The 24,044-nt window shown below is 32.7% G+C and carries 19 protein-coding genes; 11 read left to right on the top strand and 8 right to left on the bottom strand.

The window, feature by feature from the left end; genetic code table 11:
- Positions 1-229 precede the first annotated feature (229 nt).
- From dnaJ to ACH2BP_RS11700, 4 genes are all read right to left on the bottom strand, one after another.
- The gene (dnaJ, locus tag ACH2BP_RS11715; RefSeq protein ID WP_395060113.1) at positions 230-1,351 is read right to left on the bottom strand and encodes a molecular chaperone DnaJ; all 1,122 of its coding nucleotides are present in this window, start codon (positions 1,349-1,351) and stop codon (positions 230-232) included.
- Positions 1,352-1,396: 45 nt separating this feature from the next.
- On the bottom strand, positions 1,397-1,969 hold the full coding sequence (locus ACH2BP_RS11710; RefSeq protein ID WP_395060111.1) for a nucleotide exchange factor GrpE: 573 nt from the start codon (positions 1,967-1,969) through the stop codon (positions 1,397-1,399).
- A gap of 195 nt (positions 1,970-2,164) precedes the next feature.
- A complete protein-coding gene (locus tag ACH2BP_RS11705) occupies positions 2,165-3,073 on the bottom strand; it encodes a TIGR01777 family oxidoreductase (RefSeq protein WP_395060109.1) in 909 nt (302 codons plus the stop codon).
- Positions 3,074-3,154: 81 nt separating this feature from the next.
- On the bottom strand, positions 3,155-3,607 hold the full coding sequence (locus ACH2BP_RS11700) for a DUF4442 domain-containing protein (protein WP_395060107.1): 453 nt from the start codon (positions 3,605-3,607) through the stop codon (positions 3,155-3,157).
- A 183-nt stretch (positions 3,608-3,790) separates the two neighbouring features.
- Between ACH2BP_RS11700 and ACH2BP_RS11695 the strand changes: the two genes are divergently transcribed.
- From ACH2BP_RS11695 to ACH2BP_RS11675, 5 genes are all read left to right on the top strand, one after another.
- Positions 3,791-4,255: a DUF4870 domain-containing protein gene (locus tag ACH2BP_RS11695; RefSeq protein ID WP_395060105.1), complete on the top strand. Its 465-nt coding sequence runs from the start codon at positions 3,791-3,793 to the stop codon at positions 4,253-4,255.
- Between the two features lie 76 nt (positions 4,256-4,331).
- Positions 4,332-4,661, top strand: a complete 330-nt coding sequence (locus ACH2BP_RS11690) for a PadR family transcriptional regulator (RefSeq protein WP_091473079.1) — start codon at positions 4,332-4,334, stop codon at positions 4,659-4,661.
- A 5-nt stretch (positions 4,662-4,666) separates the two neighbouring features.
- Positions 4,667-6,376, top strand: a complete 1,710-nt coding sequence (locus ACH2BP_RS11685; RefSeq protein ID WP_395060103.1) for a PspC domain-containing protein — start codon at positions 4,667-4,669, stop codon at positions 6,374-6,376.
- A gap of 2 nt (positions 6,377-6,378) precedes the next feature.
- Positions 6,379-7,119, top strand: coding sequence for a head GIN domain-containing protein (locus tag ACH2BP_RS11680; protein ID WP_395060101.1), 741 nt, complete (start codon positions 6,379-6,381; stop codon positions 7,117-7,119).
- Between the two features lie 74 nt (positions 7,120-7,193).
- On the top strand, positions 7,194-8,030 hold the full coding sequence (locus ACH2BP_RS11675; RefSeq protein ID WP_395060099.1) for a GIN domain-containing protein: 837 nt from the start codon (positions 7,194-7,196) through the stop codon (positions 8,028-8,030).
- A gap of 59 nt (positions 8,031-8,089) precedes the next feature.
- Here the strand turns inward: ACH2BP_RS11675 and trxB are convergent, their stop codons facing one another.
- The 3 genes from trxB to ACH2BP_RS11660 all read right to left on the bottom strand — a co-directional run bounded on the left by trxB (position 8,090) and on the right by ACH2BP_RS11660 (position 11,758).
- Positions 8,090-9,037: a thioredoxin-disulfide reductase gene (gene trxB / locus ACH2BP_RS11670; RefSeq protein ID WP_395060097.1), complete on the bottom strand. Its 948-nt coding sequence runs from the start codon at positions 9,035-9,037 to the stop codon at positions 8,090-8,092.
- A 97-nt stretch (positions 9,038-9,134) separates the two neighbouring features.
- On the bottom strand, positions 9,135-9,755 hold the full coding sequence (locus tag ACH2BP_RS11665) for a response regulator (protein WP_395060095.1): 621 nt from the start codon (positions 9,753-9,755) through the stop codon (positions 9,135-9,137).
- Entirely contained in the window at positions 9,755-11,758 is a 2,004-nt protein-coding gene (locus ACH2BP_RS11660) for an ATP-binding protein (RefSeq protein ID WP_395060093.1), read from the bottom strand. The genes ACH2BP_RS11665 and ACH2BP_RS11660 overlap by 1 nt, the downstream gene beginning before the upstream one ends.
- A gap of 184 nt (positions 11,759-11,942) precedes the next feature.
- Between ACH2BP_RS11660 and ACH2BP_RS11655 the strand changes: the two genes are divergently transcribed.
- The 6 genes from ACH2BP_RS11655 to ACH2BP_RS11630 all read left to right on the top strand — a co-directional run bounded on the left by ACH2BP_RS11655 (position 11,943) and on the right by ACH2BP_RS11630 (position 22,404).
- On the top strand, positions 11,943-14,636 hold the full coding sequence (locus ACH2BP_RS11655) for a T9SS type A sorting domain-containing protein (protein WP_395060091.1): 2,694 nt from the start codon (positions 11,943-11,945) through the stop codon (positions 14,634-14,636).
- A gap of 182 nt (positions 14,637-14,818) precedes the next feature.
- Complete coding sequence (locus ACH2BP_RS11650; RefSeq protein WP_395060089.1) at positions 14,819-16,996, top strand: LamG-like jellyroll fold domain-containing protein; 2,178 nt, start codon at positions 14,819-14,821, stop codon at positions 16,994-16,996.
- A 165-nt stretch (positions 16,997-17,161) separates the two neighbouring features.
- Complete coding sequence (locus tag ACH2BP_RS11645; RefSeq protein WP_395060087.1) at positions 17,162-18,220, top strand: helix-turn-helix domain-containing protein; 1,059 nt, start codon at positions 17,162-17,164, stop codon at positions 18,218-18,220.
- A gap of 167 nt (positions 18,221-18,387) precedes the next feature.
- Entirely contained in the window at positions 18,388-18,879 is a 492-nt protein-coding gene (locus tag ACH2BP_RS11640) for a T9SS type A sorting domain-containing protein (protein ID WP_395060085.1), read from the top strand.
- A 4-nt stretch (positions 18,880-18,883) separates the two neighbouring features.
- Positions 18,884-19,750 (top strand): hypothetical protein, encoded by an 867-nt coding sequence (locus ACH2BP_RS11635; RefSeq protein ID WP_395060083.1) that lies wholly within the window; start codon positions 18,884-18,886, stop codon positions 19,748-19,750.
- A 176-nt stretch (positions 19,751-19,926) separates the two neighbouring features.
- Entirely contained in the window at positions 19,927-22,404 is a 2,478-nt protein-coding gene (locus ACH2BP_RS11630) for an SBBP repeat-containing protein (protein ID WP_395060081.1), read from the top strand.
- Between the two features lie 69 nt (positions 22,405-22,473).
- Here ACH2BP_RS11630 and dnaB read toward each other — a convergent pair whose 3' ends face one another.
- On the bottom strand, positions 22,474-24,024 hold the full coding sequence (dnaB, locus tag ACH2BP_RS11625; RefSeq protein ID WP_395060079.1) for a replicative DNA helicase: 1,551 nt from the start codon (positions 24,022-24,024) through the stop codon (positions 22,474-22,476).
- Positions 24,025-24,044 lie beyond the last annotated feature (20 nt).

Raw genomic sequence — 24,044 nt, 5'->3', positions numbered from 1 at the left:
CGTATTGTTTGACTACATTTTTAACTTCAAGAATATTACTCATTGTAGAAAATTGATTTATGTAAATGTAAGATTATTTATTTGAACCATATAAGTCATATAAGTTCATTTAAGTTTTTTCTGACTCTTTAATAAGTAGAAAAAAGCGGATTTATGTTACAAAAAACCCACCCTAATTTGCACTAGGATGGGAAAAAAAATAAAACGGATATAAAACCCGTTCTATAAATTATGAAAACATATCTTTCACTTTCTCAAAGAATGATTTTTCTGATTTTTCTGGACTTGGAATAAAGTTTTCGTTTGAAATATTATTTTCAAAAAATTGCTTTTGCTCTTTGTTTAAAGTTTTTGGTGTCCAAACATTTACATGAACTAGCAAATCACCATTTCCGTAACTATTGATACTTGGAATTCCTTTTCCTTTTAGTCGGAGTATTTTTCCTGATTGTATTCCTTCTTCCAATTTGATGCGAACTTTTCCGTTTACTGCTTCAATATCTTTAGATATTCCTAAAACTGCTTCAGCAAAACTAATATACAAATCGTAATGTAAGTTTTCGCCTTCACGCTTTAAGAATTCGTGTTCTATTTCTTCGATAGCAACAATAAGATCACCAGGAATTCCGTTTCCTGGCGCATCGTTTCCTTTATTAGAAACTTTTAGTTGCATACCATCAACAACACCAGCTGGAATTTTTATAGAAACTGTTTCGTCTTCAAGAATCATTCCTTGCGCATCGGCATTGGCTGGTTTTTTTTCGATAATTTGACCTGAACCTCCACAAGTTGGACAAGTTGAAGCCGATTGCATACGTCCCAAAATAGTATTGGTTACTCGCATTACTTGACCTTGACCATTACAAGTAGAACAAGTTTTATATGAAACTCCTTGCGCCTGAATTTTGCGTTTTACTTTAACTTTTTTCTCAACACCATTGGCAATTTCTTCTAGCGTTAATTTGACTTTGATTCTCAAATTACTTCCTTTAGTACGACGCTGACCTCCGCCTCCGCCTCCAAATCCGCCGAAACCACCACCACCAAAAATATCTCCAAACTGGCTGAAGATATCGTCCATGTTCATTCCGCCGCCGTGAAAACCTCCGCCTCCACCACCGTTACCGCCTTCAAAAGCTTGGTGTCCAAAACGGTCGTATTGCGCTTTTTTCTGAGCATCACTTAAAACTTCATAAGCTTCGGCTGCTTCCTTAAATTTTTCTTCGGCAGCAGCATCACCAGAATTTTTATCAGGGTGAAATTCAATTGCTTTTTTGCGATAAGCTTTTTTTATTTCGGCTTCAGATGCACTTTTCGTAACACCTAATATTTCGTAAAAATCTTTTTTCATTTTAATAATTTTACCCTTCAACTAAGTTAAGGGTGACAATTTGAATTAATTTCCAATAACTACTTTAGGAAAACGGATGATTTTTTCGCCTAATTTGTAACCTTTTTCAATCACATCAACTACTTTTCCTTTTAGTTTATCACCCGCTGGAATTTGTGTAATTGCTTCAGCAAAATCAGCATTAAAAGCATCTCCTGTTCTTACTTCCATCACTTCTAACCCTTTAGAAAACAAAGTGTCTTTTAGTTTTGTATGTATAAGCTCTACTCCTTTTATTAAATTTTCGTCCTCTGATTTGGAAATTTCGACAATAGCTCTGTCAAAATCATCCATAACTGGCAACATGGCTTGTAAAACTTCTTGGTTGGCAGTTTTAAACAAGTCTATTCTTTCTTTTGTAGTACGTCTTTTGTAATTTTCGAATTCAGCAAAAAGACGTAAAAACTTATCTTTTTCGTGCGCTAAATCTTTAGTTAATTGCTCTTCAACACTTAATTCTTCTATGATTAATTGCTCACCATTAGCATTTTCTTCTAATGTTATTTCATCTAATTCTTTATCAATTTCAGTATTCTCAGTAGTCATCTTTGATTTATTTTTAAATATATTTTGAAACATTCTTTACCCATTGCAAAATTACTGCCAATTATAAAACAATGTCAAATTGTCATTAAAAACTTTAATATAATTTTAAGAGAAAAACGAGATTAATTCTTTAAATTTGAAAATAATAAATAGAAATTACACAATACCTTTTATATATAATTATTAATTCACCATACTAAAAAAGCGTTTGTCGAAACAAACGCTTTTTTATTTTACCAGAAGTTGTTTGAGAGCTGATTGTATTGATTTGTATTGAAATTCGAAACCTGCAGTTTTTATTTTTTGTGCATTTACATTCTGACTTTCAAAAAGTAATGTATTCATTTCTCCCAAAATTATTTTCATAACAAATCGAGGAACATTTGGCATAAAAAAAGGTTTTTCTAAAATTTGTGCTGCGACATAGTTTAATTCGTAATTTGTAACTGGCGAAGGCGCTACTGCATTATAAACACCTTGAAGATTATTTTGTATGGCAAATAAAAACATATTAGCTAAATCATGAATGTGTATCCAAGATTGCATTTGTTTTCCAGAGCCAAATGCTGAACCGATCCCTAGTTTTATGGGTTTTAATATTTCTGGAAGTGCGCCGCCATTTTTAGCAAGAACTATACCTATACGAAGTTTACAAACATTAATATTTAGTCTTTCTATTTGATTGACGGATTCTTCCCATTTTACAACTACATTAGATAGAAACGTATCATCTAATTTTGTAAAATCCTCAGAATAATAATTTTTTAAACTATCCGGATAAAACCCTATAGCTGATGCCGATATGACTTGTTTTACTTGATGCGGATTGTTTTTTAAAGCATTAAATAACAAGTTTGCCGACAATACCCTACTTTCAATTAATTCCTGTTTGTATTTAGATGTCCATCGTTTTGCAATACTTGCTCCTGCTAAATGTATGATTGTATTTACACCTATTAGACAATTTTCGTCGATAACTCCAGACTCTGGACTCCAGTAAAACCCATTATAATTGGGTTGGTGTTCGATTTTATTTTTGTTGGTTGTGAGATAATTAATTTTTATACCATTTTGCAACAGCAATTCAGTAATTGCTGTACCGACAAGACCAGTTGCACCTGTAATAAGGACTTTCATTATATTTTTTTATTAAATGTAATAAATGATTGTCTTAAGTATTTATTAATTGTAAAGAATTTAACTATTGTTGAAATTATTTTATTTCAGTCGAATACTCCATTCAAAATCCATTTCAGAAACTTGTTCTCCTTTTTCGTTGGTTCCGATCGATTTCATCCAGAAAGTTTGACCATCTCCAGTTTCGATAGTTTTTTTTATCGCTTCTTCGATAAGATGTCCGTCTTTGCAAGTAAAAGTAATTCTTCCTGTGGCTTTCTTTGTAAAACTCCCTTTGTTATTTGCTACTAACATAGATATGTTTCGCTTACTTTTCTGAATATGTAGCATAACCATTGCTCCTGTTGTTAGTTCAGCAGCCATGGCTTGCACTGCAAAATACATCGATTTGAATGGATTCTGATTTACCCAACGGTGCTTAACAGTTACAACACATTGTGTTTCGGTAATGCTTTTTGCTCTAACGCCAGACCAAAAAGCAGATGGTAATTTGAAAAATAAAAACTTATTTAAATTTGATGCTGAAAACTCCATAACACTATATTTTTCGCTAATGTACAAAAAAATACTATGTATGCATAATATTTTTAAATGTTAAATAAATGTTAATATTTAGTACTTTGTAATGCATAATAGCTTTTTTTAACCGTATCTTTGCATAAGAAATTAATAGCCAAAAGAAAGTACTATTATTTAATCATCAAAAAAATCAAAATTATGGAAGCAGTTCTAACATCAAACAAAGAAAAAAATTACGCCTCATTTATTCACTTGAGTGCTTTAACTAAATATCTTATCCCTTTCGGTAATTATATTTTACCTATTGTATTATGGGGAAGCAAAAAAGATTCGTCGGAATTTATTAATCATAACGGGAAACAAGTTCTAAATTTTCAATTAAGTATGTTGTTATATTCTATTCTCTTATTAATCGTATCGATTCCTACTTTATTATTTTCGATATTCAATAATGTAAGTTTTGACGAAATTGAGAATGGTGATTTTCTAATCGAAAAATTATCATCTGGTAATATTACAGGCATTGTAACCATTGCTTTAGTTGCTATTGGCTTGTTTTGCTTTATGAAAATCGCCGAATTTTTCTTAATTATATATGGTGCAATAAAAGCCAATGAAGGAGAATCTTTTAAATACCCGTTGACTATTAATTTTCTAAAATAAGTTTCAATCATCAGCTGAAAGGCAAATCAAAAATCAATCAAAAAATGAACAGTTTAATCATTAAAAAAGAAAATCTATGAACATTGAAAACACGAAAGCGCAAATGCGAAAAGGTGTCCTCGAGTTTTGTATCTTATCGGTCTTAAAAGACAAAGAAGCATATACCTCGGAAATTTTAGACACCTTAAAAAACGCAAAGTTACTGGTAGTAGAAGGAACAGTATATCCTTTACTTACTAGGCTTAAAAACGACGAACTACTCAGCTATCGCTGGGAAGAATCTACTTCTGGACCGCCAAGAAAATATTACGGACTAACAGAAGAAGGACAAACATTTTTAAACGAATTAAATAGCACTTGGACGGAATTGTCTGATGCAGTAAACATAATAACTATCCAAAAATAATAGCCATGAACAAAACAGTAAATATGAATTTAGGAGGTTTTTTCTTTCACATAGATGAAGACGCTTATCAGAAATTAAATCGCTATTTTGATGCTATAAAGAGATCTCTTTCTAGCGACGGTCGTGACGAAATCATGAACGATATTGAAAGTAGAATTTCGGAACTTTTCTCAGAAAAATTAAGTTCTGAAAAACAAGTGATTGGTCTAAAAGATATTGACGATGTTATAGCCGTTATGGGACAACCTGAGGACTATAAAATTGAAAACGACAATTCAAGTCAAATGAATTACACTTCAGTTTCAACTCGTTCAAAAAAACTATACCGTGACAAAGAATCAGGTATTGTTGGAGGTGTTGCGTCTGGTTTAGGACATTACTTTGGTATGGATCCTGTATGGATTAGAATTATTTTAGTATTACTGGTTTTTGCTGGTTTTGGAACAGGAATATTGGCTTACATTATTTTATGGGCGGTAACTCCTGAAGCGGTAACAACTACTGAAAAATTAGAAATGCAAGGAGAACCCATAAACATTTCTAATATAGAAAAGAAAGTAAAGGAAGAATTTGATAATGTTTCTGAAAAATTCAAAAATGCCGATTACGGAAAAATGGGAACACAAGTAGGAACATCTGCCGGAAAAATAGGAAGTTCATTAGGTGATGTCTTAGTTTCTATATTCAGTGTATTTGCCAAATTTATTGGTGCATTAATAGTTATAATTGCTTCCGCAATGTTAATCTGTCTAATAATAAGTTTGTTTACAGTTGGCTCTACTTCGTTTCTAAGTGTGCCATGGATGGATTATTTTAACACTTTCAACTACACAAATACTTCAATGTGGTTTGTTGCTTTACTAACCGTTTTAGCAATCGGAATTCCATTTTTCTTCCTACTTATTTTAGGTCTAAAAATATTAGTTAGCAACTTAAAATCAATCGGAAACATTGCAAAATATACATTATTAGCTATTTGGATTTTAGCCATTGGCGTATTAATAACTTTAGGAGTTCGTACAGCCACTGAAATTGCTTTCGAAAACAAAGTAGTTCAAAAAGAAATCATCAATATCAAGCCAACAGATACGCTTATTGTAAAATTCAAATACAATGATTATTACACAAAATCGATTTACAATAGTGAAGATTTTAAATTCGTTCAGGATTCAGCCAATAACAATTTGATTTATTCTAACAATGTGAGTCTCGAAATTATGCCAACTGATGAAAAGTTACCATTCATTCAAATTGAAAAAAGAGCCAATGGTAAAACTTTTACCGAAGCAAAACAAAGAGCCGAAAAAATAAACTACGGATTCAAAATTGAAGGAAACCAATTGATTCTTGATAATTATTTGTTAGCCGATGTAAAAAGCAAATATCGTGGTCAGGAAGTAGCGTTGTACTTGTATTTACCAAAAGGAACTTACCTAAAACCAGATAGTTCATTAAGAAATTATGACGACACAGATGGAGATTACTTCTCTTGGAACCCAGATTCTGATAAAGATGTGTATAAAGTAGGAACTGACAAAATAGCGTGTTTAAATTGTCCTATCGAAAAAGATGAAGACGAAGACGATGAGCATACTGCAACTGTTACTATTGATGAAGACGGTGTTAAAATTAAGAATGACACTGTGATTTCAAATTCAAATGAGATAAAAGAGCTTAAAATAAACAAAGACGGAATTATCATTAAAACCAAATAATCATGATAAAACTAATGGTTCATTTAGTCCGAATAGTAATTGCAACATGCATTGCATTATTATTTAATTCTTGCAAATATGACATCGAATTAGGTAAAAAAATCACAGGAAGTGGCCATGTTGTTAAAAAAGAGCGAAATTTAGAGCCTTTTACAAAAATTGAAGTCAGTCAAGGTTTAGATTGCGAAGTAACGCAAGGAAAAAATCAAAAAGTATTAATTGAAGCTGACGATAATTTACAAGATGGTATAATTACAACTGTTACTAATGGTGTTTTAAAAATATCATCAAAATACAATAATTATATCAATGTAGGTTCTAAAAAAATCAAAGTTCAAATACCAGAAATTTTAAGTTTAGAATCTACAAGTGCTTCTTCTTTGGTTACTAAAAACATTATAAAAGGAAATATTATTTATGTAAAATCAAGTAGCGCAAGTAATTTAACTGCAAATATTGAAGCCGACAAAATTATACTTGAAGCTTCTAGCGGAAGCGATTTAAATATTGAAGGCAAAACACTAGAACTAACAACAGCCTCATCTAGCGGAAGTAGTATCAATGCAGAAAATTTATTAGCAAACGATATAAATTCTCAAAGTTCGAGCGGAAGTTCAACAATCGTAAATCCAATTCTGAAACTAAAAGCACACGCATCAAGCGCAAGCTCTATATCGTATTCTAAAACTCCTAAAAGTTTAGCTGTCGAAGAAAATTCTGGTGGAAGCGTAGACAAAGAGTAAAAAAATTTAAATTTATCAAAATCATTCATCAAAAGTGAATGATTTTTTTATATTTGTGATAAACAAATTTGAAAATGAAAAAAACTGTCCTACTTATCTTTACAATCTTATTAACTACAATAACTTTTGCCCAAAAAAAGGAAAAAGTAAAAGGATCGAAAATAGTCACAGTCGAAAAAGTTGAAGTTGCTGCTTTTACAGAACTTGAAATCGAAGACAATCTGGAAGTTTTTTTAGTAAAAGGTGATAAAAATGCTATCGAAGTAGAAACCGACGAAAATTTGCATACTGCTATCAACCATCAAACTTATGGTACTTCATTACGTTTAAATACAAATAAAGAAATTTCGGGTTTCAAAAAATTAGAAATTAGAGTTACTTATACTGATAGTTTGAAGTTAATATCAGTAAAACACGAAGCAAAACTAAATGCTGTTTCCGATATTGGATTGAAGAATATTACTATAAAAACTTACGATTATAGCAAGACAGTTATTAATGCAAATGCTCCTAATTTTACTTTGCTATCAAACGACAAATCGAAAGTAGAACTAAACTTAAAGAGTGAAGATGCTTTTATAGAAATGAGTAAAAATGCTGAAATAAAAACACACATTTCTTCAAATAAATTAAAATTTGATATGTACCAGAAATCTGAAGCAACTGTTGATGGTGAAGTTACCGAAATGAAGCTTCGTTTAGACAATAATGCAAGTTATGAAGGTCAGAAATTAACTTCGAAAATGCTTAGTTTAACCACCGAAAGCAACACTAAATGTAGTGTTTACACAAACGGAAGTTTGTCTATCGCTGCTGCAGGAAAATCGGAAATTTCGATATTTGGTGAACCAAAAATAGAGCTAAAAAAGTTTGGAGACGAAGCAGTTTTGTATAAGAAAGTAGTGAAGTAATATTTTACATACAAAAAAACCAATTCAATGAATTGGTTTTTTTGTATGTAAATCTTTCTTTATTCTTTTGCAGCCAAATATCTTTCGGCATCTAACGCAGCCATACAGCCTGTTCCAGCAGCAGTAATAGCTTGGCGATAAACATGATCGGCAGCATCACCAGAAACAAAAACTCCAGCAACATTAGTTTTAGATGATCCGGGAATATTTACAATATAACCGGTTTCGTCAAGCGTGATATAATCTTTAAAAATATCGGTATTTGGCTTGTGGCCTATCGCTACAAAGAAACCAGTAGCTTCAATATCAAAAATGTCTCCAGTTGTTTTATTTTTTGCTTTTACGCCTGTAACCACTTGGCCATCTCCCAAAACTTCAACGGTATCATGGTTCATTAATATGGTAATATTTTCGGTTTTGCGAACACGTGCTTCCATAATTTTTGAAGCTCTAAATTGTTCGCTACGAACCAACATAGTTACTTTTTTGCACAGTTTAGATAAATAATGTGCTTCCTCGCAAGCAGAATCTCCAGCTCCAACGATAACAACTTCTTGGTTGCGGTAGAAAAATCCGTCGCAAATTGCACAAGCTGAAACTCCACCACCTGTTTTAAGATAATGTTGTTCAGAGTCGATTCCTAAATATTTTGCAGTTGCACCAGTAGAAATAATTACCGTTTCGCAGTGCAATTCTTTTTCATCATTTATCCAAACTTTATGAATATCTCCAGAAAAATCTACTTTTGTGGCCCAACCATCACGAACATCGGTACCAAAACGTTTTGCTTGAGCCTCTAAGCCAATCATCATTTCTGGACCTGTAATTCCTTCTGGATTTCCTGGCCAGTTTTCTACTTCGTTTGTTGTTGTAAGTTGACCTCCGGGTTGCGTTCCTTGATATAAAACAGGGTTCATATTTGCTCTAGCAGCATATATTGCTGCCGTGTAACCTGCAGGACCAGAACCTATAATTAGGCATTTTATTTTTTCGATGTTATTGGACATAATAAGTGTTTTTATAAAAAGACAAATGTAAACTTTATTATAAAAAATTCACTCTTTAATAAATTGAAAAAACTTATTTATTTATAGAAAAATACTTTTATTGTTTTATATTTTGAATTGCCCAAATAAGCAAGGTGTTTTTCTCCTTAGGTAAACCTAACTTTTCAATGATATTTCCGCGATGTCCTTCAACGGTTTTTTCTGACAAAAAGAGTAATTCGGCGATTTGTTTGCTTGTTTTTTGTTGGGCAATTAATTCTGTAATTTTTCTTTCGGATACAGTTAGTTTTGCCAATTCGTCATTATCCTTTTTGTTATCTACAACTAAATCTTCTTCAAGGAATTCACTTACATATTTATTACCTTTTGCAACTTCAATTAAACATTTTTCTAATTCTGTTTGCGCATGTTCTTTAAGAATGTATCCGTAAATTCCATATTCTGTGGCTTTTTTATAAATAGTCATTTCTTTGTGCATGGTAAGCAAAATTATTTTGGTTTTAATTTTGCTTTCTTGTACTTTTTTTGCCACATCTAAGCCATCGAGTCCTGGCATATTTATATCTAAAATAGCAATATCAGGTTGATGAAGTGTAATTAAATTTAAAGCTGAAACTCCATTAGAACAGGTATCTGTTATTTTGTAACCGTAAGATTCTACAAAGCTTTTTGTTCCTTGTAGTGTAAATGGATGATCGTCTGCAATAAGTATTTTCATTATTGTTTTTTAATTTCAATGGAGATAACAGTTCCGTTTGTATCTGAATTTATTTTTGCTTCGCCACCTATAGCTCTACTTCTTTCGATGATATTGTGCAAACCAAACGCATTTTTTCCGTTTAGTTTTTCAGAAACATTAAATCCTTTACCGTTGTCTTTAATTTCGATGAAAATACTATTATTTTTTTCTTGAATAGTAATTTTTGCCGCAACTGCATTGGCATATTTTATAATATTGGATAACGCTTCCTGAATAATTCGATACACTTGTAATTCATCAGCAGTTGATAGCGATTCGTTATATTCAACATCAGCCGTTACCATAAAATCATTTACTGACTGAGCTCTTTCTATTAGTTGTTCAACACTTGCTTTTAATCCTATTTTGTCAAACATTATTGGATGTAAATTTCTACTAATAATACGGATATCGTTTATAATTGAATCTATTTTAGTATTCGTAATATCGTTTTTTTCTTCAAACGAATTTTTTAAACTTAACAATTCGTGACTTACGCTATCGTGCAAATCGCTGGCAATACGTTTGCGTTCTTCTTCGGTTTTTTCGAGTAATTGTTTGGTATATTGTTGCACGTTTTGCTTTTCTAATTTTAATTTTTTCTGTTTTTGTCGGGTAATGTAAACCACAACGGTTAGAAACAATCCTAAAAACAAGGAGGCCAACAAGGCAATTGTCGTATTTTTATTTAAAATAGTTGTTTTTTGAAGAGTAATTTGTTGCTCTTTTTTTTCAGTTTCGTATATAGTTTCTAGCTCTGCAATTTTTCCTCTTGTTGCAATATCAGATATGCTATCGGCAATTATTCGTTTGTCTTTTTCGATAGAAAAAGCATTTTTAAAATCATTATTTTGAAGTGCGCTTATTTGTAAAACACCATAAAACATATTGACTTTTTCGTATTGCTGATTGGTTATTAGTGTTGGTAAAGCTTTTTTTATATCTGAGAAATTAGAATAATTTGGGTTCTTTTTTATTTCATATTGTGCTAAAGCCACTTTGTATTCTAAAGTTAAATCCTCCGAATTAATTTCTTCTACAATTGGTTTTAATTCATCAATTACTTTTTTAGCTTCAGGTAATTTATTTGCTTGTACTAAATTTTCAATTTTAAAATCAAATATTTTAAGTTTTAATATTTTACCATCTTCGGTACTATGATTAAAGGCTTGGTAGGTAGAATCGATAAGTGCAGTTTTTCGGGAGTCATTCATAAAATCATAAATGGCTATTTTGTTAATTAACCCAATATAAACATTATAAGTATTATCGATACTTTTGTATGTCTTTATGGCAAGATCAGCATTTTTTATGGCTCTTTTTTTATCACCAATGGCCGTATAAATGTTAGCATAATTAGAGTAAACAAATGCAAAACCCTTTGGGTTATTTATTTTTGTGAAATATTCAAACGATTTTTGGTTGGCCACTAAACTCAAGTTTTGCTTGCCCATGATGTAATAAATATAGGACAAATCATAATAAGCTCTTGCAGTTTTGTAACAGCTTTTGTAGTCGTTAGGCTCTAGCAATGTTATATTTTTATGATATTCCGCTGCTTTTTTTAGATTAGACTTGTCTTCATAATAATGAGCCAAATAGGCATCTACAAAAGTGGTTTTTAGTGCTGGAACTTCTTTCCTATATTTTGTATTAAATTCATTAATGGTTGCCAAAAAAACTTCGTTATAATCATATGAATCGGCAAGATATACACAAGCTATATCTAAAATTTCCGCAGCATTTATGTATTTATGTGCTGCAATTTGTTGGTTATAATATTTGTAAAAAACAGTTAAATAATTTTTATCTTTTTTATAGTTTTCTACTTGATGTAAATAGGCTTTGGTAGTATCTTCTTTGGCTGGAATTTCTTTTACAAAAACCACTCCATTGTCTTTCTTGTCATTACAAGCATATAATAAAGTTATAACAGCAAGTAGCAAAAGAAGTCTGGACGATTTTATGGTGTCTTTAAACATTTGTATATTTTTTTTTAACAAAAGTATCTAATTAAATCGCATAAAAAAGTGTTTGTCAAAAATCAGGGGTTTCCCCCTATATGAATTCATTTTCTATTAGGTCAACTTTGTAATCTGAATTTAGAAGATTAAAACACATAATTAAAAAATTCAAAAACGTAATTAATTTTAAAAACCAATTTTTATGAACAGAATTTTACTCAAAAACCAAAAAAAATCCTTTGAAAAAGGAAAATTTTGGTCAAAAACATTTGCAATGCTACTGTTTTTTATGGTGTTAAGCTTTACAAATGCAAACGCACAAATTGGATTTACCGTAACAGGGAATACAAACACAACACCAAATTTAGCAATCTCCTACACCTCGTTAGACAACTTGCTTGTTGCCGTAAATGCTATTACAGCAGTTAGTGGAAACGTTTTTATTAATGGCAATTCTGGGTCAGAAACCGCTCCTGTAAAAGGATTTACAATTGGTAGTACCACTTTGAACGCCGCTATGGCGGGAAATGCTTTCAGGATTTACATATCAGGAAATGGTTCCTCCACTATAAATGCAGGAGTAGGAAATGCAACTCCTGCTAGTGCAAGCCCAGATGGAATGGTAAAACTTGTTGGAGCAAACAATATCTATTTTGGTTATTTTGTGCTTGTAGATGGCAACACGACCAACCCAGCTACTATGGAATTTGGTATTGGTTTGTTTAAAGCCAGTGCTACCGATGGTTGCAACGAAAATGCCATTTATGAGAACAATATTACAATGCAACGTGTCAATTTTGCACCAGGAAGTGTCCCTATGCCAGCTGGTGCTACAGGTATTATTATGGTCAATTCGACACCAACGGCAGCAACAACCTCTCTAACACCAACTAGTGTTGCAGGTGCCAATTCTAATAATCAAATAGCAGGAAATATAATAGATGGTGGGAATAATGGTATACACTTGTATGGTTTTGGGAATATTTCACCTAATGACGATTATAATAACATAATTGGCGAATCAAATACCATTCGAAATTTTGGTGGTGGTGCAACCGCAGGTTCATTTGCAACCGGCATAACCGCAAACAACCAGTGGAATGTTTTAATTACCCGAAATATAATAGACAATAATACGGGTACAGGCGTAAATACGCTATATACTTTGTATGGAATAAATGTATCAGGTGGAGGTAATAATGCCAATGTAAATATTACATACAATGCAATAAAGCTACAAAGCGCTAGCGGAACCTCTTCATTGTATTGCATCGTCAATAATACAGGTACTGGCACAGGAACAGTAAACATAAGTGATAACGTTATAAATTTAGGTAATACAAATCGTACTTCGGGAAATGTTATTGGTATAGCAAACAATTCTACGCCTAGCGTATTAAACATGAATTACAATACCATAGAAGGGATTGTAGGTGTTCCTTTAGCAGGAACTGGAGATGTAAATGGCATTATGAATAACTCAAATATAGCCACTATAAACACAATTGGTAATAGTATCAGAAATATTGTTATGACAGGAATGAGTGGGAATTTATATGGTTTGAGTATTGGAGCAACCAACTGGAACGCCTCAGAAAACACCATAGATAATCTTAAATTTTCAATAGCAGGTTCAGCAGGAATTATTTATGGGCTGAATTCTAATAGTACAAATACAAACTTAAATTCTAATATAATAAAGAATCTTTCTATTCCGTCTACTGGAACTATTTTTGGAATTTTAGATGCTGGAGGTACAGGAATAAAAACAATGGGCTACAACCAAATATTCAATTTTGCAACTAGTACTGGCGGTGCTGGCGGTTCTACTTTTTATGGAATAATTTGTTTAACTGGTACAGTATCAATAGGAAACAACAGCATTTATAATCTTGTTATTTCTGGTAGCAATATTACTAATAATAGTACAATAAGAGGCATACGTCTGGATTCGCCTACCAATACTATTTTTAATAATAAAATATATAATCTTTCTACTAATTCTCTTGGTACAATTGGAGCAATTAATACTGCGGCAGGAAATACAACGGTTTACAATAATGTAATTTCAGATTTAAGAGCACCAAATTTAACTTCTCCAAATGGGGTAAATGGACTTCTTCTTAACACTGGAAGTGCCAGTTTGTATTACAACACAATTTTGCTAAACGAAACGGTAAAAAATGCAGGAAATTCAGGTTCTAATGCGGTATTCTTTAACTCGTCTGGAACGTTAATTTCTAGAAACAATATATTTATTAACAAATCGGTAGTATCTGGTACAGGAAGTGCAAGAGCACTATATTGTGCTATTTATGCTACTTCTTACGATACTTCATCAAATAATAATTTGCTTTATGCACCTGTTATTTTTTCTGATGGAGCAAACAGCGATACAACACTTGCGGCATTCAAAGCCAGAATGGCAACACGTGACCAAAACTCTGTTACCGAAACAAGTACACCTTTTACAAGTACAGATGGTTCTAATGTAGATTTTTTACGATTGGCAGATGGTGTAGTATCGGTTGCCAATAATGCTGGTTTGCCAATAACATCACCAGCAATAACTACGGACTATTTTGGCATAACAAGAGATGTAACCACTCCAGACATTGGAGCATCAGAATTTTCAGGAACTCTTGGAAATGAAAGTTATAATTTCTCATCTAAATTGTCAGTATATCCTAATCCTTCAAGTGATTTGTTTTCAATAAACAGTGATACTAGTGGTAATATAGTTGTTTATGATTTAATTGGAAAAATTATTAAATCTGAAACCATCGATTTAGGGATTACAAAACTAGATTTAAGCGATTATCCAAGTGGAATTTATTTGATGAAAGTGACTAATGAAAATAATGAAACTAAAACCTTGAAATTGATTAAACAATAGTTTTAAAACTGTTTTAAATAAATTAAGGCTTCCAAAATATTTTTTGGAAGTCTTTTTATATAATCAAAAATCAGGGGTTTCCCCCTATATGAATTCATTTTGTATTACACCAACTTTGTAATCTGATTTAAAGGATTACCGAGGTAATACTTTTTTTTAAATATTAACACAAAAAATAAATTATGAGAAAAATTGTACTTAGAACAAAAAAACATGTTTCAATTGGAAGAAAAATTTTCACTAAAATAATAACCACTTTGGTTGTTGTTTTATTTACCAATACTATGTTTAGTCAAGCAGGTGCAGCATTATCTTTTGACGGTGCAAACGATTATGTACAAGTGGGAAATATCATGCCGGCAACTTATACTAAAGAAGCTTGGTTTTATGTTTCAAACTTAGGACTTCAAAACAATCTTATTTCTGGAGGCGCTGATGGGCAACATGCATTGTATCCTTCAACTAGCTATGGAAACAGATTGTCTGCGGGACACAATGGCACTTGGAATGCAGTGCAAGATCCAACTCCTATAGTAGCCAATACTTGGTATCATGTTGCTTTGACTTATGATGCAGCAACAACTACGATGAAATTATATAAAAATGGAGCTTTAGTTTCAACAAATGCAAGCGTGCCTACTTTTATTGGTGGTAGTGCTTTGCGACTTGGTTCTTTTGATGCACTTCAAAATCTACTTGGTGGTAAAATGGATGAAGTTCGCATTTGGAATAGAGTTTTGCCACAATGTGAGATTCAAAATAATATGAATGGAGAGTTACCTTCTGGACAAGTAGGACTGGTAGCCTATTACAAATTTAATCAAGGAATTGCTTCAGCAAATAATGCTGCTATTACAACTCTAACAGACTCTAGTGGTAATGCAAATACTGGAACACTTACTAATTTTGCCCTTACAGGAGCTACCTCAAACTGGGTAACACCAGGAGGTGTAGTAACAGGAACGATGAGCCCAGCTCCTTTGTCGGTTACAAGTCCTCAAGTTTTTTGTACAGGCTCAACAGTTGCCAATTTAACTGCTACAGGAACCACTATCAAATGGTATAATGTTGCTACAGGAGGAACAGCTTTGGTTTCTACAACAGTATTAGCTACAGGAACTTACTATGTCACACAAACAACTGGAACTTGCGAAAGCCCTAGAACGGCTGTGACTGTAACAGTAAACACAACGGCTATACCAACGGCTACTTCCCCTCAAACTTTTAATACAGGGGCTACTGTTGCCAATCTTGTAGCAACAGGAACTGCTTTAAAATGGTATGTAGTTTCAACAGGTGGAACTGCTTTAGTAAGTACAACTCCATTAGTAACTGGTTTGTATTATGTTTCTCAAACCATATCAGGTTGCGAAAGTCTTAGAAGATCGGTTCAAGTAAATATTAATGGTGCTGGATTAGATTTTGATGGAGTAAACGATTATGTAAATTGCGGGAATTCTGCTTTATTGAATATTACAGGAAATATTTCTTTGGAAGCAATGGTATATAGAAATGTTTTAAATACAGATGATTGTATAATTGGTAAAGATGTTTTTGCAACAAGCACAGGATATTCTTTTTGGATATACCAAAATAACAAATTAGCTTTACGATTTGGAAATAGAGAATATTTTAGTACCAGTACTATAAGCCAAAATACTTGGGCACATGTTGCGGCAACATTTAAAAATGGTATTGTTAATATATACATAAATGGAGTTTTAGATGCTACTTATACAGGAGTTACACCACCGGTTACCAATACAAACGCACTTTATATTGGAACACCACAAGATGCTGTTGCAAATGCTTCTTTTGCTTTTGGTGGTAAAATAGACGAAGTTAGAATTTGGAACAGAGATTTGCCACAAGCCGAAATTGCAAACAATATGAATTGCGAATTAGGTAGTGGTCAAACAGGCTTATTGGCTTATTACAAATTTAATCAAGGAATTGATAATGCAAGCAATACTTCAATAAATACAATCACCGATTCTAGTGGAAATTCTAATAATGGAACATTAAACGGATTTACACTTACAGGAACAACTTCAAATTGGATAGGAACTGGTGGTGTAACAACAGGAAATACTTGTTCTACATTTTTAAATGCTGCAGATTTCGAATTCTCATCAAAATTATCAGTGTACCCAAATCCTTCAAGTAATGTGTTTTCAATAAATAGTGAAACACGAGGTAATATAGTTGTTTATGATTTGATAGGTAAAATAATCAAATCAGAAACTATCGATTTAGGTATTACAAAATTAGATTTAAGTAATTATCCAAATGGTATTTATTTGATGAAAGTTACTAATGACGGTAATCAAACTAAAACAATGAAGTTGATAAAACAATAGATTTAAAACTGTTTTAAATAAATTAAGGCTTCCAAAAAATATTTTGGGAGCTTTTTTTATTTAAAAATCAGGGGTTTACCCTTGTATATATTTATTTTTTAATCTTACAACTTTACAATCAATTTTAAAGGATTATAACTAAAAGATGCATTACATTTGAAAAATATGGCAAAATCTAAATGGGACAAACTACTAGAAAAATATCTTTTTTTATACAAAGATGGTTTTTTTGAATTACCTTATTTATCTAACTCTGCCAAAATAATGGTCGATAGCGTTATAGAACTTCCAGTGGCAAGAAATAAAATACTCGAGCAGGGCATTTATTCTAACAATCCGTTTTGCAAGGGCGTTATGTACTATAGAGAAATTGAAGAAAACTTTTCGATTTTGGCTACCCATATCGATATAAAAGAGAATATAAGGGCCAAAGCAATTTATGATGAAAACCAAGAAAGCAATTACTACATTTTATCATTTTCGGTTTTTGAATACGAGTTTCCTATAAAAAATGCCGACGGCAAAAACACAAAATTACGTAGCACTTGTTGGACATTCTACAAACCAAATACACAAGTCGAAACCTATTTCTATAAAAATACAAAAGGCAATTTTTATAATTTTGTGTTTGATAAAAAATGGGCAGACAAAAATATTGTCATTAATAACAAAGAAAATAAAATTGCATTTAATGATTTTCTAGACTTAGAAATTGGTTTTTATACCTGGTTAGACATTGCACCAAAAGCAAATGATGTTTCTAGAAAAATGTCAGAAATTCTTACCAACGAAAAAGCTGGGATTTTTAATACTGAAGATTTAAAAATCAGTGCAATCGAACTAATTAATAATTTTTTTGATAATGCTTTCTATGATAATCGTATTCCAGATAATATTTCGTTGAGCAATATTGATTATGCAAAAATATCGAATGCCGAGAAAATAATATTACTCAACTTAAATGCACCATTCATTGGAGTAAATGCAATAGCGCAGCAAATAAATATGTCGCCAACTAAATTAAAATCGAACTTTAAAACAATTTATGGTTTTTCGATGTTGCAATATCATAAAGAAAAAAACATGCTTTTAGCAAAACAATTGCTAGAAAACTCGGATGTTTTAATTAATCATATCTTTGTTTTAACCGGGTACGAAAGTGCAAGCAAATTTACAGCAGCTTTCAAAAAAAGATTCGGAAAATTACCTTCGGATTTTAGATAGACCTCAAAAATATTTAATTTTCAAAAAGCATGTCCTAATGGGCTACTATCTTATCTTTCTTATCGCTATTTTTGAAACTAATTTAAAACAATTGGATTTTTGTAATTTATTTTATCAAAATTCAGGGGTTTTGTCTTTCATAAACTCATTTAAATAAAATTTTATAAATGGAAAAAAATATTTTTTTAAATAAACAAGCTTTTGTAATTATTTTATTACTCATTAATAATTTTTTGTTTTCACAAATGGGTTCTATTGTTGCAGGAGGAACTGCAATAGGAACCGAAGGAACAATTACTTATAGTATAGGACAAGTGTTTTGTACGAACATCACTGGTACGAGTGGAACTGTAGCGCAAGGCCTGCAAAACCCATATGAAATCCAAACTGTATTGGGTCTAGAACATAATCAGATAAGTTTAAATGTATCTGTTTTCCCAAACCCGACTACTGATTACTTAATACTAAAAGTTGGTGGCAAAGAACTTGCTAATTTATCCTATCAATTAATAAGCATTACTGGTAAATTAATAGAAAACCGAAAAATAGCGGGTGTGTCAGAAACAATTTACATGGAAAACCTGGAATGTGCAGTCTATTTTTTGAAAGTAATAAACAATAATAAAGAAGTAAAAACATTTAAAATAATTAAACAGTAAAAAAATGAAAAATATTTATTCTCTCCTAATTTTTTTAATAACAGTAAATCTATCTGCGCAGGCTCCACAAAAAATGAGTTACCAAGCCGTAATTCGCAACAGTAGCGATGCACTCGTTACAAATACAACAATAGGCGTAAAAATTAGTGTTTTGCAAGGCAGCGCAGTGGGTACTGTAATATACAACGAAACCCAAACGGCAAGCACCAATGCTAATGGTTTGATTAGTTTAGAAATTGGTAACGGAACACCTGTAATAGGAACTTTTGCTGGGATTAGCTGGGCAAACGGTCCTTATTTTATCAAAACCGAAACAGACCCAACAGGAGGTACTACATACAGTATAACTGGAACACAACAACTTATGAGTGTGCCATATGCCTTGTTTAGTGCTAATGCAAAAGTGGGCGGTTTTACACATTATCTTGGCGAAAATTTTAATGGAGGCATTATTTTTTATTTATATAAAGGGAACGACGGTTTAGAACACGGTTTGATTTTAGCTCTTACCGAAGGACTTACTACAATGTATAATACTGCACCGCCTATATATATCAACCGAAGTTGGGATGGTCTTTACAATACTAATCTAATGGCCGTTGCCAGCCCATGTAGAGCATACATAAATACTTTAGGTACTGGTTGGTATATTCCAAGTATAGATGAGTTATCCAAACTGTATCAAAATGTTTTAGAAACTAACAGAGCATTGTTTAACGGAGGTCATACGCCTTTAGGAGCTCAAGATAGTAATTACTGGAGTAGTACTGTTAGAGGTGATAATGCTTTTTGTATTAATGTAGTTAATGGTGATGTACTTGCATTACTTAAGACTACATATTTGGCTTTGCGGGGAGTGCGGGCTTTTTAAATAAAATTAAATTAGCTTTCAAAATATTTTTTAAAAATGGATTTATAAATCAAAAAATCAGGGGTTTCCCCTCGGATGACTTTAATTTTAAATACACTACTTTTATATAAGAATTTAATTAATAATTTAAATAACCAAAAATTCAAATACTGTTAACAATTTCAAATCTAATTTTTATGAACAAAAAATTACCTGCCAAACAAACACAATTTTTTACAACACAAAGAGTAGGCACCAGAACGCTTACATTTTTCTTGTTTTTTGTCCTATTACAATTTACTAATATGCACGCACAAAGCCCTAACTTAGCTTGGGCGAAAGCAGTTGGCAGCACTGGGATTGATGATTCAAGAAGCGTCACTGTAGATGCTGCAGGCAATGTATATACTATAGGTCAATTTTCGGGAACTGTAGATTTTGACCCAAATACTGGAGTTTTTAATCTTACTTCGGCTAGTGGTTCTAATGATGTTTTTGTATCTAAACTAGATTCATCTGGTAATTTAGTATGGGCGAAAGCCCTAGGTGGTGCGGGCGTTGATATTGGTCATGGTATTTCGGTAGATGCCGCAGGTAACGTGTATACTACAGGTCGATTTCAAGGGACTGTAGATTTTGACCCTAATGCTGGCGTTTTTAATCTTGTTGCGACTGGTGCTACTGTAGATGTTTTTGTATCTAAACTAAATGCATCGGGCAATTTGGTATGGGCAAAAGCGATGGGTGGTACGAGCACTGATATTGGTTATGGTATAGCTTTAGATCCAATAGGCAATGTATACACTACAGGTTATTTTCAAGGAACTGCAGATTTTGACCCTAATGCTGGCGTTTTTAATCTTACTTCTACTTCTGCAGGTGGTAGTTTAGGTGTTTTTGTATCTAAATTAGATGCATCGGGCAATTTTGTGTGGGCAAAAGCCATGACTAGTACAATCGGTGTTATTGGTTATGGTATAGTTGCCGATACAGCGGGCAATGTGTACACTACAGGTTATTTTGAAGGAAATGCAGATTTTGACCCAAATGCTGGAGTTTTTAATCTTGCTTCGGCTGGTGGTTCCGCAGATTTTTTTATATCTAAACTAGATGCCTCAGGCAATTTGGTATGGGCAAAAGTTATGGGCGGTACGGGCAGTGATTATGCTTATAGTATTGCTGTAGATACCACGGGCAATGTGTACACTACAGGTTATTTTGAAGGAATTGCAGATTTTGATCCCAATGTTGGAGTTTTTAATCTTACTTCATCAGGTGTTCAAGATGTTTTTATATCTAAACTAAATGCCTCAGGCAATTTTGTATGGGCAAAAGCGATGGGCAGTACGGGCAGTGATTATGCTTATAGTATTGCTATAGATACCACGGGCAATGTGTACACTACAGGTTCTTTTTTTGGAACTGTAGATTTTGACCCAAATGCCGGCATATTAAATCTTACTTCTGCGGGTGGTAATGATGTTTTTGCATCTAAACTAGATACATCGGGCAATATGGTATGGGCAAAAGCTATGGGTGGTTCGGGTAGTGAGAGGGGTTATGGAATTACTGTGGATGCATCAGGGAATGTATATACTACCGGTAATTTTGAAGGGACTGCAGATTTCGATCCCAATGTAGGTGTTTCTAATTTGACATCTTTCGGCGTGCGAGATATTTTTGTTCATAAAATGAGTGTTTCTGCGGCAGCACTTAATTTTGATGGATTTAATGATAGAATAACTGTTGCAACACAACCTCTTTCAAACCTTACTAATTTTACTATAGAAGCCTGGGTATATACTACAAATGCAGGTTCTTATCAAACTATATATGCTGAGGGTAATACAATAGACGATAATCCTATGTTTTCTTTCACCAAATTGGGTGGTACCGCTGGTTTTGAGATTGTTTTGCGTAACGCTTCCGCAGTAGGTCTTGTTGTATCTGGAACATCAGGTAAATTACCTTTGAATACTTGGACACACGTATCTTTTGTGAGAACTTCAGCAACAACTGCAAGTTTATATATTAACGGAATAAATACAGATAATTTCACTTATGCCAATCCAGGAACTATTACTACCAATGTAACCAATATTGGCGTGCGTCAGCGTACTGGTTTTGATGGTTATTTAAATGGTAATTTAGACGAAGTTCGCCTTTGGAACCGTGCTTTAACTCAAGCTGAAATTATGAACAACATGAATTGTGAATTACCAACGGGTCAAACTGGTTTACTGTCTTATTATCAATTTAATCAAGGCCAGAATGGTGCCGATAATAGCACTATAAATACTCTAACCGATGCAAGCGGAAATGGTAATACGGGTACATTAACTAATTTTGCACGGTCAGGCACAACGTCTAACTGGGTATTACCCGGTGGCGTAACTACAGGAAATGCTTGCTCACCATTTTTAAGCACAAGTGATTTTGAGTTTTCATCAAAACTTACCATATACCCAAATCCTTCAAGTGATATATTTACTCTAAATAGTGAAACACGAGGTAATATAGTTGTTTATGATTTGATTGGAAAAATAATCAAATCTGAAACTATCGATTTAGGTATTACTAAACTAGATTTAAATAATTATCCAAGCGGTATTTATTTGATGAAAGTAACTAATGACAACAATCAAACTAAAACAATGAAACTAATTAAACAATAGTTTTAAAACAGTTTTAAACTAAATGAGGCTTCCTTTCGGAAGCCTCATTTTTTATTTTACAATATTAACTTAAAAAGGAACATCACTATCGTCATCAAAATTATTAGAACTACTACCAAAAGCTTCATTAGCAGATGGTAAATTTTTAGTTTGAAAAGGATTGTCATCTTGACCCAAATTCATTGTTGATGGCAAATAATCATCCCCACCAGAATAATCCTCAAGATTGTCAAATTTACCTAAGTTTCCAATAAATTTTAGACGTACGTTTTCTAAACTACCATTACGGTGTTTAGCTATAATAAATTCGGCTTGACCTTGTGTTGGCGAATGTTCATCGTCGTCCCATTCATCAATTTTATAATATTCAGGGCGATAAATAAACGAAACAATATCCGCATCTTGCTCTATCGCTCCCGATTCACGAAGGTCAGAAAGTAAAGGTCTTTTACTAGAACCACGTGTTTCTACCGCACGCGATAACTGCGAAAGTGCTATTACAGGCACTTCCAATTCTTTGGCCAAAGCCTTTAAATTTCTAGAAATAGTCGATATTTCTTGCTCACGATTTCCTGGTCCTTTTCCGTTTCCACCGGCAGTCATTAATTGAAGATAATCGACAATAATGATTTTGATATCATGTTGCGACTTCAAACGTCTGGCTTTTGCACGCAAATCGAAAATAGAAAGTGATGGTGAATCATCTATATACAAAGGTGCTTTTTCGAGATCTTTTACTTTAACACTTAATTGTTCCCATTCGTGCTTTTCGAGTTTTCCAGTTCTTAATTTTTCCGAAGACAAACCTGTTTCAGAAGAAATAAGTCGAGTTATTAACTGGACAGAAGACATCTCTAGAGAAAATAATGCCACGGCATGACCAAAATCGATAGCCACATTTCTCGCCATTGATAGTACAAATGCTGTTTTACCCATACCTGGACGAGCCGCAATAATTATTAAATCTGATGGTTGCCAGCCAGAAGTTACTTTGTCTAATTTTTCGAAACCAGTTGCAATTCCAGAAAGGCCTTCTTTACCAGCAATTTCTTCAATACGTTTCTTGGCTTGAATTACTAAACTTTGTGCCGTTTCGGAACTTCGTTTTATATTTCCTTGCGTTACTTCATATAATTTAGATTCGGCTTTGTCTAGCAAATCGAAAACATCAGTAGTTTCGTCGTAGGATTCTTCAATAATTTCTGAAGAAATTTTTATCAAACTTCGTTGAATGTATTTTTGCAGAATAATCCTTGAGTGAAATTCGATATGTGCCGAAGATGATATTTTTTGGGTAAGTTGAATTAAATAAAAATCGCCACCAGCCAAATCTAGTTTGCTCATTTTTCGCAATTGAGCAGAAACTGTAAGCAAATCGACAGGTTGAGAATCATTAAACAAAGTAACTATGGCTTCAAAAATATATTTGTGTCCATCTTTATAAAAAGCATCAGGCTGAAGAATATCAATTACCTCGTCTACCCCTTTTTTATCAATCATCATGGCTCCAAGCACAGCTTCTTCTAAATCGAGAACTTGTGGTGGCAGCTTTCCTTTTTCTAGGTTTATAATCGTAGTTTTATCTACTCTTACAGGGTTTATATTCTTGAAATTTTCCATACTGCGAATTTAGGTTTTAA

The organism is Flavobacterium sp. (assembly GCF_043756175.1).
Taxonomy (GTDB): domain Bacteria; phylum Bacteroidota; class Bacteroidia; order Flavobacteriales; family Flavobacteriaceae; genus Flavobacterium.
The sequence above is the reverse complement of the archived record's forward strand: the minus strand, read 5'-3'. Positions and strand labels throughout refer to the sequence as shown.